This window comes from Salaquimonas pukyongi, assembly GCF_001953055.1.
In the GTDB taxonomy this organism is placed as follows: domain Bacteria; phylum Pseudomonadota; class Alphaproteobacteria; order Rhizobiales; family Rhizobiaceae; genus Salaquimonas; species Salaquimonas pukyongi.
Window position 1 is genome coordinate 346,402 of the sequence record NZ_CP019044.1, and the last position, 12,525, is coordinate 358,926.

General features: G+C 59.0%; 11 protein-coding genes. 2 read left to right on the forward strand and 9 right to left on the reverse strand.

Annotated elements, in window-relative coordinates; translation table 11 throughout:
* From BVL55_RS01780 to BVL55_RS01820, 9 genes are all read right to left on the reverse strand, one after another.
* The gene (locus BVL55_RS01780) at positions 1 to 1,371 is read right to left on the reverse strand and encodes an aspartate aminotransferase family protein (protein WP_075995467.1); all 1,371 of its coding nucleotides are present in this window, start codon (positions 1,369 to 1,371) and stop codon (positions 1 to 3) included.
* A gap of 19 nt (positions 1,372 to 1,390) precedes the next feature.
* The gene (locus BVL55_RS01785) at positions 1,391 to 2,866 is read right to left on the reverse strand and encodes an NAD-dependent succinate-semialdehyde dehydrogenase (RefSeq protein WP_075997816.1); all 1,476 of its coding nucleotides are present in this window, start codon (positions 2,864 to 2,866) and stop codon (positions 1,391 to 1,393) included.
* Between the two features lie 126 nt (positions 2,867 to 2,992).
* Positions 2,993 to 3,475, reverse strand: coding sequence for an Lrp/AsnC family transcriptional regulator (locus tag BVL55_RS01790; protein ID WP_075995468.1), 483 nt, complete (start codon positions 3,473 to 3,475; stop codon positions 2,993 to 2,995).
* The gene (locus tag BVL55_RS01795) at positions 3,476 to 4,468 is read right to left on the reverse strand and encodes a cyclodeaminase (RefSeq protein WP_075995469.1); all 993 of its coding nucleotides are present in this window, start codon (positions 4,466 to 4,468) and stop codon (positions 3,476 to 3,478) included. It abuts the gene before it with no gap.
* A gap of 30 nt (positions 4,469 to 4,498) precedes the next feature.
* Positions 4,499 to 5,506, reverse strand: a complete 1,008-nt coding sequence (gene eutB, locus BVL55_RS01800) for a hydroxyectoine utilization dehydratase EutB (protein ID WP_075995470.1) — start codon at positions 5,504 to 5,506, stop codon at positions 4,499 to 4,501.
* Positions 5,507 to 5,597: 91 nt separating this feature from the next.
* Complete coding sequence (locus tag BVL55_RS01805; RefSeq protein WP_075995471.1) at positions 5,598 to 6,998, reverse strand: L-serine ammonia-lyase; 1,401 nt, start codon at positions 6,996 to 6,998, stop codon at positions 5,598 to 5,600.
* A 116-nt stretch (positions 6,999 to 7,114) separates the two neighbouring features.
* The gene (locus tag BVL55_RS01810; protein ID WP_075995472.1) at positions 7,115 to 7,963 is read right to left on the reverse strand and encodes a D-amino-acid transaminase; all 849 of its coding nucleotides are present in this window, start codon (positions 7,961 to 7,963) and stop codon (positions 7,115 to 7,117) included.
* Between the two features lie 9 nt (positions 7,964 to 7,972).
* Positions 7,973 to 8,950, reverse strand: coding sequence for a dihydroorotase (pyrC, locus tag BVL55_RS01815; protein WP_244530607.1), 978 nt, complete (start codon positions 8,948 to 8,950; stop codon positions 7,973 to 7,975).
* A gap of 150 nt (positions 8,951 to 9,100) precedes the next feature.
* Positions 9,101 to 10,435 (reverse strand): L,D-transpeptidase family protein, encoded by a 1,335-nt coding sequence (locus BVL55_RS01820; protein WP_205410830.1) that lies wholly within the window; start codon positions 10,433 to 10,435, stop codon positions 9,101 to 9,103.
* A gap of 237 nt (positions 10,436 to 10,672) precedes the next feature.
* On the opposite strand from BVL55_RS01820, the gene BVL55_RS01825 reads away from it, so the two are divergent.
* Positions 10,673 to 11,314 carry a TetR/AcrR family transcriptional regulator gene (locus BVL55_RS01825; protein ID WP_075995475.1) on the forward strand — a complete coding sequence of 214 codons (642 nt, stop codon included), beginning with the start codon at positions 10,673 to 10,675 and terminating at the stop codon, positions 11,312 to 11,314.
* Between the two features lie 33 nt (positions 11,315 to 11,347).
* Positions 11,348 to 12,511, forward strand: coding sequence for an isovaleryl-CoA dehydrogenase (locus BVL55_RS01830; RefSeq protein ID WP_075995476.1), 1,164 nt, complete (start codon positions 11,348 to 11,350; stop codon positions 12,509 to 12,511).
* Positions 12,512 to 12,525 lie beyond the last annotated feature (14 nt).

The following is a 12,525-nucleotide window of genomic DNA, read 5'->3' on the forward strand; positions in this document are numbered from 1 at the left end:
TTATCCCAGCACCTCTTTCACCGCATCGGCGGTTGCAGAGACCACTATGTCGGCTTCTTCCCGTGTCAGGCAGAGCGGTGGTGCAAAGCCGAGGATGTCGCCCTGCGGCATGGCTCTGGCGACAACGCCGCGATTCAGCAGCGCTGCGGCAATGGCCGGCCCGGTCTTCTTTGATGGATCGAAGAATTTGCGCTTTTCCCTGTCCTCGACAAACTCGACGGCACACAGCATGCCTTCACCGCGCACATCGCCCACATGCGAATGATCGCTGAGAGCTTGTGTCATAGCCTCGTTGAAATAGGCGCCGGTTTTACCGGCATTGTCTACCAGTCCCAAATCGTCAATCAGCTTGAGGTTGGCGACACCGGCGGCAGCGCCGATGGGATGGGCCGAATAGGTCCAGCCATGACCGATGGGGCCCAGCTCGTCCGTGCCGTCTTCGAGCACCTTCCAGACCTTGCCGGAAATGATTGAGCCCGACAGCGGTGCATAGGCCGATGTCAGCCCCTTGGCGATGGTGATGATGTCGGCCTCAAAGCCGTAATGCGCTGAACCGAACATGGTGCCCAGACGCCCGAAACCGGTCACCACTTCATCAGCAATCAGCAGGATGTCGTGTTTGTTCAGAACCGACTTGATCGCTTCCCAGTATCCGGCAGGTGGCGGTGTAATGCCGCCGGTGCCCAGGACAGGTTCGCCAATAAAGGCGGCAATCGTATCGGCCCCCTCCCTATCGATGAGCGCTTCCAGTTCATCGGCGCAATACTGCGTGAAGGCAGCCTCATCCATGGAAAGGTCTTCGCGTCGGAAGAAGTCCGGCGCAACCGTATGCAGCACCCGGTCAAGCGGCAGGTCGAACTTGTTGTGGAAGAGGGTGAGGCCGGTAAGCGAGCCGGTCATCAGCCCTGAACCATGATAGCCGCGCCAGCGTGAGATGATCTTCTTCTTTTCCGGCCGGCCGAGAATGTTGTTGTAATACCAGACCAGTTTGATGTTGGTTTCGTTGGCATCCGATCCGCCAAGGCCGAAATAGACCTTGGACATGTTGTCCGGCGCCCGCTCCACCACCATTTTTGAAAGCGTGATCGACGCCTCTGTCCCATGGCCCACATAGGCATGGTAGTAGGAAAGTTCCTTTGCCTGGGCAGCAATCGCCTCGGCGATTTCCTGCCTGCCATAGCCCACATTGACGCAGTAAAGTCCGGCAAAGGCATCCAGCAGTTTTTTACCGTCCCGGTCCTCGATGTAGACGCCCGAACCGCCTGTCACAATGCGGTTTGCCGCCTCGCCGCGCGCATGCTGGGCAAGATGGGTCGAAGGGTGAAAAAAGTTCTCTCGGTCCCACTGATCGAGTTGGTCGTTTCTCAGCATTTTGTCTTTCCTTTGCCAGTCATGCCCAGTCGCGGCAGACATATTTGATTTCCATGAATTCTTCCATGCCCTTTCGTGCCCCCTCACGGCCAAGGCCCGATTGTTTGACGCCGCCAAAGGGAATCGGCGCGCCGGTCACCTTGGTCCGGTTTACGGCAACCATGCCGAATTGCAGGGCGCGGCTTAATCGGTAGATACGGCGGGGGTCGTGGCTGTGCAGATAGGCAATCAGGCCGTATTCGGTGGCATTCGCCCTGGCAATCACTTCCTCCTCACTGTCAAACGGTGCGATGGGCGCCACGGGGCCGAAGGTTTCTTCCTGCATGATCGCTGCCTTATCGGGTACATCGGTCAGCACGGTCGGCTGATAAAACAGCGGGCCGAGATCAGCCCGCTTGCCGCCGCAGGCAAGGGTGGCGCCTTTTTCAAGCGCGTCGGCAACATGGGCTTCCTGCTTGGCGATGGCTGCTTCATTCATCAGCGGGCCGATGTCGGGATCGTCCATCCCCCTGCCAAGGGTCAGTTCCCCGGCAGCTCTGGTGAAGCGTTCGCAGAATTCGCCATAGATCTCCCGCTCGACGTAAATCCGGTTGGCGCCCAGGCAGTCCTGCCCGGAAGTGGCAAACTTGGCCTTGATCGTTTCGGTGACGGCCGTGTCGAGGTCGCATCCCTTGAAGATGATGACCGGTGCATGGCCGCCAAGTTCCATGACGAGTTTTTTCACCGTGCCGGCGCACTGGCGGCAGAGCAGCCTGCCTATTTCCGTCGATCCGGTAAAGGAAAGGGCGCGCACGCGGGTGTCCTGCGTCCACGGTTCGACAATGGTCGCCGCCTTCCCGGTCACCACGTTGAACACCCCGGCAGGAATGCCGGCCCGCTCGGCAAGTTCGGCCAGCGCCAGGGCGGAAAACGGCGTCTCACCGGAAGGGTGTGCGACCACCGTGCAGCCCGCGGCCATCGCGGCAGCCGCCTTGCGGGTCAGCATGGCAGATGGAAAGTTCCATGGTGTGACCAGCGCGGCAACGCCTACCGGCTCTAGCCACAGCTCCACTTCCGCATCCGGCAGGTGCGAGGTAACGCCCTCGATATTGGGACGCTTGGACTCCTCTGCATAATATTCGACAAAGCTCGCTGCATAGTCGATCTCGCCGCGTGCTTCCGAAAGCGGCTTGCCCTGCTCGCATACCATGATCCGGGCAAGGTCTTCGCGATGTTGAATGATCAGGTCGAACCACTGGCGCAGGATTTTCGAACGCTCCTGGGGAAGCGTCATCGCCCATGCAGGAAATGCCGCGTGGGCAGCATCAGCGGCAGCAAGGCTTTCTTCAGCCGAAAGGCTGGCTACTTCACCAATGATGTCACCCGTGGCCGGATCGCGAACGGGAAACGTTTCGCCAGCAGAGGATGCTACCCACTTTCCGCCAAGATAGGAAAACGCCCGCACCAGGCGTTGGTCCTCTACCTGTTCCTGCAAGGATACCGGCTTGTCTGACATGAACATGTCCTCCTTTGAGGACCATTGTGCCGTTTCAAGCCGATGGCTGGAGACTGAAAACCCCCGCTGCGGCAGAAGATTCTTCTGCAGATTACCGTGCCTGCAGACAATTCGCCGCCTTGCCGGTTATTGCTCTCCCAGCAGTACATCCAGTGGCGGTGCGCCATGCCCCTTGACCGGCTTTGTGACCACATAGGTGAAGTACCGGGCCAGTCCCACCCCTGCATCCAGCATCTCGTCGATCAGCCGCTGATAGCTGTCAATGTCTCTGGTCACGATCTGCAGCAGGTAATCATAACCGCCGCCCAGGGCCCAGCACGCGGTGATCTCATCATAACGCTTGATGCTGGTTTCGAAGGTGCGGAACGAAGCTGCTGTGTGGTCGGCAAGCTCCGCAGCCACGAAGACGGTCACATGGGGCCCAAGCTTCTTCAGGCTGATGCGGGCATTGTAACCCTCAATGACGCCGGCCTGTTCCAGCCGTTTGAGCCGCTCCCAGCAGGGGCTCGCCGACAGGCCGACGCGTTCGGCCAATGCCGCCTTGGATATGCGGCCCTCCGTGCTCAGCACCTGCAGGATTTTCAGGTCAAGCGCATCGAGTTTCTTCATCTATGCCTCGATCCTGGTGCCTGCATCGCTGTCCTTGAGCAGAAAATAAACATGCGTGGCGATGGCCGTGTCCTGTGCTCCGGTGCCGGTCAGGTCGCAAATGGTGATGTCGTCCTCGCTGCGCCGCCCGGCCACAGCGCCGCTGGCAATGGCGCCCAGTTCCGGCGGGGTGTCTTTCTTCCAGAACCCGGCCTCGATGGCGCTGCGCAACTCGCCCAGCAGTTCCGTCTGGCTCACCCGGTCGGCAACATAAAGATCAGCTTCAAAAATTGCCTTGGGATCGATTTCGTTCTTTCCGGCCTGATCGGAGCCCATGGCGGTCACATGCAGGCCGGGGTGAAGCCATTGCGATTTTAGCACAGGTTCGCGCGCCGGTGTCGTGGTCACCACCAACTGGCTTCGCGCAACCAGTTTTTCCGGATTGGTTTCGGCGCGGACATCAATGCCGAGCAATTCCGCCAGCTCCTTGGCACAGTGTTCCGCCTTTGCCTGATCGCGCCCCCACACAAGCAGCCTTTCGAACGGCCGCACCAGATGAGCCGCCTGCATCTGCAGCCGTGCCTGAACACCCGTTCCCATGACACCGGCAGTTTCCACCCGCTCGGGCGCAAGATGGCGGGCAGCCACCGCACCGGCTGCCGCCGTGCGGATATCGGTCAAATACCCGTTGTCGAGAAACAGCGCCTGAACCAGTCCGGTCTTGGCGGAAAACAGGATCATCAAACCGTTCAGGCTGGCAAGGCCGAGCTTCGGATTGTCGAAAAAGCCGGGCGATACCTTGATCGCGAACCCCTCAAAGCCGGGAATGTAAGCGGTCTTCACATCAACCTCGCCATTGGCTTCGGCCAGCTCCATGGATAGGATGGGCGGCATGACCACATTGCCGCCTGCCAGTGCCACAAAGGCTTCCTCGACAACGGCGATCGCCGTTTCATCAAGATGGACGGTTTGGCGCAGTTCGGCCTCCGTTACGATCAGTATCTCGCTGGCCATTCAATCCTCCTTTCCGCCACCCACTCCGGCTTAGGCCTGCCGCCAGGGGCGCCCATGGATGTTCATGCCGCCAAGTTTCACATCCCGCCCGCTGATGATGTCGGTAAACACGCCCATGTCCACATTGCGCCCGGTAACGATGGTGGCTGCCGCGCCCGCCGGCTTGACCTTCCCCGACAGTACGGCGGCAAGACCGACCACGCTTGCGCCTTCAGCAACAATCCGGTCTTCGAAGTACAGCGCCTGCATGGCCTGGTAGATTTCCTCCTCCCTCACCAGCACCACCTCATCCAGCAAAGCATTGCAAAGGGGAAAGGAGAGCCTGTTTTTGGCGCCGATCCCGCCGCCTAGGGAATCGGCGAGGCTCACAACTTCCTCAACCTCCACCGGCTTTCCTGCCTGCATCGAGGCGTGCATGGCGGCGCCCCGGTCCATGGAAATGCCGATGATGCGAATGTCAGGCCTGATCGCCTTGGCGGCAACGGCAATGCCAGCTGCCAGCCCGCCGCCTGAAAGCGGCACCAGGATCGTGATCAGGTCCGGGCGATCTTCCATCAGCTCCAGTCCGATCGTGCCCTGACCGGCGATGACGTGAGCATCGTCAAACGGAGAGATTTCAACATAGCCTTCCTCGGCTGCAAGGCGCTGGCTTTCCGCCAAGGCCTCATCCTGGGATTTGCCGATGATGCGGACCTCTGCTCCCAGCGCCTTGATACCGTCGACCTTTGTTTGCGGCACCAGAGAGGACATGCAGATAACCGCCGTAATGCCGCGTTTTCTCGCGGCAAAGGCCACGCCCCGTCCATGGTTTCCGGTCGAGCAGCAGGTAACGCCGGGCGTATCTGGTGGCAGGCGCAGCACGGCACTGGCAGCGCCGCGCAGCTTGAAGGCGCCCATCGGCTGGGTATTTTCCAGCTTCAGCAGAAATTCGTGTCCGGCAATTCCGCTCATATAGATTGATGGAACCAGCGGGGTGCGCAGGGCTGTTCCCGCAATCGTTTTGCGGGCTTCATGAATATCGGCAAGGGTAACGGACATGGGTGGAGAGCCGCCGGACAAGAGACAGGAAATCGGCATCAAGCCAGCACGGCGTGAGGGGCCAAGTCAACCGGCACGGCAGCAATCTGGCTCAGCACTCCACCACATTGACGGCCAGCCCGCCTTCGGAGGTTTCCTTGTAGCGCTCGTTCATGTCGATGCCGGTCTGGCGCATGGTCTCGATACAGGCATCGAGCGGTACGAAATGCTTGCCGTCGCCCTTCAGGGCCAGGGAAGCGGCGGTAACCGCCTTTACAGCGCCAAGCGCGTTCCGCTCAATACAGGGGACCTGCACCAGCCCGCCCACGGGGTCGCAGGTCATGCCGAGGTGGTGTTCGAGCGCGATCTCTGCGGCGTTTTCAACCTGTTCCGGTGTGCCGCCCAGCACCTGCGCAAGGCCGGCAGCCGCCATGGCCGAAGCAGAGCCCACTTCCCCCTGGCAGCCGACCTCGGCACCGGAAATCGAGGCATTGTGCTTGATGATGCCGCCGACGGCAGCAGATGCCAGCATGAAGTCGCGAATGCCCTTGGCATCGGCATCTTCGTGAAAATGAAGATAATATCGCAGCACCGCCGGCACGACGCCCGCCGCGCCGTTGGTCGGAGAGGTGACCACCTTGCCGCCTGCCGCATTTTCCTCGTTGACCGCCATCGCATAGACCGCCAGCCAGTCATTGGCGAGCAGCGGATTGCGGCGGTTTGACTGCCACTCTTGCTGCAGCTTGTCGTGGATGTCCTTGGCGCGGCGGCGCACCTTCAGGCCGCCCGGCATGATGCCGGTCTGCGAGATGCCGCGGTCGACACAGCGGTCCATGGCACTCCAGATCAGATCGAGCTTGTAATCAAGCTCCTCCGGCGAATAATGCGTTTCCTCGTTTGCCCGCTTCATGGCGGCTATCGAAAGGCCCGATTTTTCGGCCATTTCCAGCATTTCCTTCGCATTGCGGAAGGGATAGGGAACGCCTGATTCGACAGGCGCCTGCTTCGCGGTTTTCATCGCTTCCAGTTCCGCTTCATCCACCACGAAACCCCCGCCAATGGAGTAATAGACCCGCCGCAGCAACAACTGGTCACCGGCGGCATAGGCCTTGAACTGCATCCCGTTGGCATGGCCCATGAGCGGTGTCTTGCGATCCATGATGAGGTCGGCTGCAGGATCGAAACGATAGGCAGCATGGCCGGCCGGGCGAACCTGCTTGTCCCGCTTCACCTGTTCGATGATGTCATCCATCTGATCAGGGTCGACCGTATCCGGCAATTCACCGGCCAGCCCGAGGATTACCGCACGATCGGTTGCATGCCCGACACCGGTATAGGCAAGCGAGCCGTGCAGCGAGCACTGGACATGCTCCACTGTGGCACCCTGCGGGCGCGGCCAGTCGCCATTCCTGATTTCCTCAAGAAAGCGAGCAGCGGCACTCATCGGCCCCATCGTGTGGGAACTGGAAGGGCCAATACCGATCTTGTAGATGTCGAATACGGAAAGAAACATCGCTGCCTGACCTGTTGAACTGCAGAAAGGTAAACAGATTGCCGGCACAAAAATAGTCTGGGACCGTCATCTGTCTGCCGCAAAGATACGGCGAAGCGGTGTTTGTGCTCCGGCGGTTACAGCTTGCCGGCTTCTTCGAGATAGATTTTCCGCAAACCCTTTACCGTTTCACCCACTGCGCCACTGCCCACCGGCTTTCCATCTATCGAGACGACCGGCATGACGAAAGCCGAGGCCGATGTAACAAAGGCCTCTTTGGCACCTTGTGCCTCTTCCACGGTAAACGGGCGCTCCTCAACCTTGATCTGGCGTTCGCGCGCAAAGCGCATCACCGCACGCCGGGTGATGCCGTGCAGTATGTCATTCGACAATTGCCGCGTCACCAGCGTACCGTTTTCGAGCACGATCCAGGCATTGTTGGAGGTTCCTTCGGTTATCTGACCATCCTCTACCAGCCAGGCGTCATCAGCGCCCTTGGCCTTCGCTTCCTCCTTGCACATGGAAGGATAGAGAAGCTGGACGGTCTTGATGTCGCGGCGGTGCCATCTCAGATCCGGCAGGGTGATCACCGAAAGGCCTTTTTCGGCAACGGGATTTTCGGTCACTTTCTTTGCCTGGGTGAACATGACGAGCGACGGCTTGGCTTCTGGCGGAAAGTTGAAATCCCGTTCCGCTGCTCCGCGCGTTACCTGCAGATAGAGCAATCCTTCGGTCAGTTCGTTGCGTTTCAGCATCTCGGTCTGGATGGCTCCCATTTCCTCAAGCGTGCAGGGCGCATCCATCTTCAGTTCGTCAAGCGAACGCTGAAGGCGCTCCAGATGAGCCTGGTTGTCGATCAGCTTACCGCCGGTCACCGAGCAGACTTCATACACACCATCGGCAAAAAGAAACCCGCGGTCGAAAACGGAGATCTTGGCGTCTTCCTCGGGAAAGTATTCGCCATTAACATAAACAGTTCGGCTCATCGTGCTTCCTTACTGAACGTCCCAGTAAAGCGGGAAGGTGGGATCAAATACGGTGACATCGCCGTCACCGGTGTGAATTTTTTGCGGATATGTTACCGGCTCGCTGTGTTTTACCAGCGTGATGGTTTCTTCATTGGGTTGAAGCCCGTAAAAGGCCGGTCCGTTGAGCGAAACGAAGGCCTCCAGCCTGTCGAGCGCTGCTTCCTGCTCGAACACGTGGGCAAGACAGGAAAGCGTGTTCGGAGCGGTGAAAATGCCGGCACAGCCGCAGGCCGTTTCCTTGTTGGGGTCACTGTGTGGGGCAGAGTCCGTGCCGAGGAAAAACCGTTTGTCGCCGGAACTTGCCGCCTGAACCAGCGCCTGGCGGTGCTCCTCCCGCTTGGCGACCGGCAGGCAGTAATAGTGCGGCCGGATGCCGCCTGCGAGGATGGCGTTGCGGTTGATGATCAGATGATGGGTGGTGATCGTCGCAGCCAGGTTTTCTTCCTGTGAACGCACGTAATCAACGCCCTGCCGCGTGGTGACATGTTCCATGACCACTTTCAGGCCTGAAATTTTCTGCCGTAGCGGGTCGAGCACCGTTTCGATGAACACGGCTTCGCGATCGAAGATATCCACATCCGGATCGGTGACCTCGCCATGGACACACAGCGGCATACCGATCGCCGCCATTTTTTCCAGCACCGGATAGACTTTCACGATGTCCTTGACGCCGCTTGCAGAATTTGTGGTAGCCCCGGCCGGGTAGAGTTTGACAGCGGTCACGATGTTGTCGCCATATCCCGCCGCAACATCGTTCGGATCGGTTTCTTCCGTCAGATAGAGCGTCATCAGGGGATTGAAGAAATCGGCCCTTGGCTTGGCGGCGAGAATGCGCTCGCGGTAAGCGACGGCATCTGCAGTGGTAACGACCGGCGGCACCAGATTGGGCATGATGATCGCCCGGCAAAATTGGCGCGAAGAATACCCAATAACCCCTTCCAGCATCGCGCCATCACGCAGATGCAGATGCCAGTCATCGGGTTTGCGGAGGGTCAGGCTGGTGGTCACGAACGGCTTCCGGCAGGGTATTGGCTTCCTGCCGGGTCTTAAGCCGGAGCGGTGCCGCGGTCAATCATATGCCGCCCAATTCATGACCTATACTCGTCCGAACAGAATATTGCCGACCAGCCGGTCGCGGCCGTAAATGTCATCGAAAGTCTGCAGTTTTCCATTCTTCACCCAGGCGGTGAAATAGGTCAGATGAACGGGAATGGGTCGCTTGAAATTGACGCCCTTGGTCTGTTTGGACGCCACGAGCTGGCCGATTTTCGAAGCGGCCGGATTGCCGTCCAGCTTGTAGAGCAGCTGCGCAAAGGCCAGCGGCTCATGAACCCGGATGCAGCCATGGGAGAGCGCCCGGTTCGATTGCTCAAACAGCTTCCGGTTCGCGGTGTCATGCAGATAGACGTTGAACTTGTTGGGGAACAGGAATTTCACCTGACCGAGCGCATTGGCGGGCCCGGCCGGTTGAACGATCTTGAAGGGAAAGCGCTTGCCGCTGACGGACTGCCAGTCGATCTGGGTGGCATTCATGCGCGGCGCATCGGCCTTCCAGCTGGCGTAAAGATGATACCCCTTTTTCTTGAGGTAGTTCGGGTCCTTGCGCAGCTTTGGCAGCATTTCATTGCCGGCGATGGAAGGCGTCACGGTCCAGGTGGGATTGAATTCCGAATATTTTATGTTGTCGGAAAACATCGGTGTCTTGTGATATTTCTTGCCGACGATGACCCGCCGGCGATCGATATCCCTTCCGTTGTGCCGCGTATACATCAGGAAAGCGGCGGTATTGACGAAGACATGCACATCGCCAAGCTTGCGCGGCAGCCAGCGCCAGCGTTCCATGTTGACGATAATCTTTCGCTGCACGCCCGGGTTTGGTGTTTTCAGCAACGCCTTGCGCAAAGCATGATATTGCGGATGTGTCGGGCGCAGTCTGTCGAGCACCGTTTGCGGCCCGTTTTTCTCCATCGATGCAAGCAGTGCGATGGTATCGAGCTTCTTGCGCGGAATGACGATGTCCGGCTCCGAGACAGCGGGAGTGGTTCGCCCGCCATACATGTCACGGGCAAAGCGTACCGCAGCAGAGGACAGAAACAGTTCAAGACCGGCAAGTTCATCGCCGCGCAGCTTGTATGCGCTGCCCGGCATGCCGCCGATATAGTCCAGCGCATCAAGACCATCGAGCCACGCATTTTCCAGTACGCCAACCAGTTCCTGGCCGCCCCGGGTCAGGCCATTGGCGCTGGTCCAGATGCCGCGATAGCCGTTGCGCTTGTAAAACGGCATCACCGTGTCGACCTGAACCACACCGCCGCGCCACTGAATTGCCTGTGCGTTGGCAAACCCTCTTACATTGGCGGCCTGGGAGGTTGCGGCCATCAACCCAAACAGCGACAAGGCCAGCAAACCGGCCTGTAGTGTCTTTGGCATTGAATGAAGGGCGGTTTGGCGAGTGTGTGGGCCCATCTGCTTTCCCTTGTCCCGGCTTCCGGTTTTCGATGAAACGTTAACAATCATGGTTAACGTAACCTTAATTCTTGCTGCCCGGAGGTGATGTTTACAATATGACAGCTCCAAGCTCCTGAACAACCATCATGGCACTTTACAGCTCGCTGCCGCCATGATTAAATAAACAAACGTTCATTTATTGAGGCTGGAGGCTCGATCTTGGCGAGAACAGCGGGATCACGGGGTGAGGAGACTGCGTTACGGGTGCGCGAGGCTGCCCTGCGGCTCTTTGCGGACAAGGGCTATGCCGCCGTCTCCATGCGGGAGATCGCCGCTGAGGTGGGCCTGCAGGCCGGTGCGCTGTATAATCATTTCCCGACCAAGCAAGCCATTCTCGTTGATCTGCTGGAAACCCACATGGTCGATCTGATCGCGGCCTGGGAGGGCAGAAGCCATACCTTCTCCGATCCCGTTGAGGCACTGATCGGGTTTGTGCGCTTTCACATCCGCTATCACCTTGAGCGGCAGGATGCTGTCTTCATCTCCTACATGGAGTTGCGCAATCTGGAGCGCGATGGCTTTGAGCGCATCGAGGAATTGCGCCGTGTCTATGAGGGTTTCTTACGGAAAATAATACAAATCGGTGCCGCAAAGCGGGTTTTCGCCGTTGCCGATATTCCCGTGGCCGCCATGGCGGTGATTGCCATGCTGACCGGGGTCAATACCTGGTTTCGCTCCGGCGGCCGGCTGAAGGCGGTTGAGATCGAGGAAATCTATGTGAAGATGGTGCTGGGCAGTCTGGGGCACGTTGTGGCTCCGCAAGCCGGCAGGGTGCAACAACCGGCGCTTCAAGGCGTCTGACTGCCGGCAGGATGCCGGCTGAACGGAGGAGCCATGTTTTATGCGAGCATGAATTTCGCGCTGGGCGATGAAGTCGAGGCATTGCGCGAAATGACCCACAAGTGGGCCCAGGACCGCCTGGCGCCAAGGGCAGCGGAAATCGACCAAACGAACACATTTCCACCCGAGCTGTGGAAGGAGATGGGAGAACTCGGCCTGCTCGGTGTTACCGTGGAGGAAGAATATGGCGGCGCAGGCATGGGCTATCTGGCGCATACGGTGGTCGTGGAAGAGCTTGCCCGCGCTTCTGCTTCCGTCTCGCTATCTTATGGCGCCCACTCCAATCTCTGCGTCAACCAGATCCGTTTGAACGGCAGCCAGGAGCAGAAGCAGCGCTACCTGCCTGGCCTCATCTCCGGAGAGCATGTCGGGGCACTGGCCATGTCGGAGGCATCGGCAGGGTCCGATGTGGTTTCCATGAAGCTGCGTGCTGAAAAGCGCAACGATCACTATCGCCTTAACGGCACCAAATACTGGATTACCAACGGGCCGGATGCAGACACGCTGGTGGTCTATGCCAAAACCGATCCTGAAGCCGGTTCGCGCGGCATTACCGCTTTCATCATCGAGAAGTCGATGACAGGGTTTTCAACCTCCGAACCTTTTCACAAGCTGGGCATGCGCGGCTCCAACACTGGCGAACTGATCTTCGAGGATGTGGAAGTGCCCTTCGACAACGTGCTGGGTGAAGAGGGCAAGGGCGTCAATGTTCTGATGTCTGGTCTCGACTACGAGCGTGTCGTTCTGTCCGGCATCGGCATTGGCGTCATGCATGCCTGCCTCGACCACGTCATGCCGTATCTTTGCGAGCGCAAACAGTTTGGCGAGCCGATCGGCAACTTCCAGCTTATGCAGGGAAAGATCGCCGACATGTATGCGGCGATGAATTCTGCCCGTGCCTATGTCTATGCGGTTGCCGGGGCTTGCGATCGGGGCGAGGTGACCCGCCAGGATGCCGCTGCCTGTGTGTTGTATGCGTCCGAGCAGGCGATGAACCAGGCCGTACAGGCGGTGCAGGCCATGGGCGGTGCCGGCTATCTTGACGACAGCCCGGTCTCCCGCATTCTTCGCGATGCCAAGCTGATGGAAATCGGTGCCGGCACGTCGGAAATCCGCCGCATGCTTGTCGGCCGCGAACTGATGAAAGCAATGAGGTAGGGTTTCCGGCACCA

What these genes read in the sequence shown, in the direction of transcription:
- BVL55_RS01780 (WP_075995467.1), bottom strand. Translation starts at nt 1,371, where the DNA reads ATGCTGAGAAACGACCAACTCGATCAGTGGGACCGAGAGAACTTTTTT.
- eutB (WP_075995470.1), bottom strand. Translation starts at nt 5,506, where the DNA reads ATGTCCGTTACCCTTGCCGATATTCATGAAGCCCGCAAAACGATTGCG.
- pyrC (WP_244530607.1), bottom strand. Translation starts at nt 8,950, where the DNA reads ATGCTGGAAGGGGTTATTGGGTATTCTTCGCGCCAATTTTGCCGGGCG.
- BVL55_RS01820 (WP_205410830.1), bottom strand. Translation starts at nt 10,435, where the DNA reads ATGCCAAAGACACTACAGGCCGGTTTGCTGGCCTTGTCGCTGTTTGGG.
- BVL55_RS01810 (WP_075995472.1), bottom strand. Translation starts at nt 7,963, where the DNA reads ATGAGCCGAACTGTTTATGTTAATGGCGAATACTTTCCCGAGGAAGAC.
- BVL55_RS01805 (WP_075995471.1), bottom strand. Translation starts at nt 6,998, where the DNA reads ATGTTTCTTTCCGTATTCGACATCTACAAGATCGGTATTGGCCCTTCC.
- BVL55_RS01790 (WP_075995468.1), bottom strand. Translation starts at nt 3,475, where the DNA reads ATGAAGAAACTCGATGCGCTTGACCTGAAAATCCTGCAGGTGCTGAGC.
- BVL55_RS01830 (WP_075995476.1), top strand. Translation starts at nt 11,348, where the DNA reads ATGTTTTATGCGAGCATGAATTTCGCGCTGGGCGATGAAGTCGAGGCA.
- BVL55_RS01795 (WP_075995469.1), bottom strand. Translation starts at nt 4,468, where the DNA reads ATGGCCAGCGAGATACTGATCGTAACGGAGGCCGAACTGCGCCAAACC.
- BVL55_RS01785 (WP_075997816.1), bottom strand. Translation starts at nt 2,866, where the DNA reads ATGTCAGACAAGCCGGTATCCTTGCAGGAACAGGTAGAGGACCAACGC.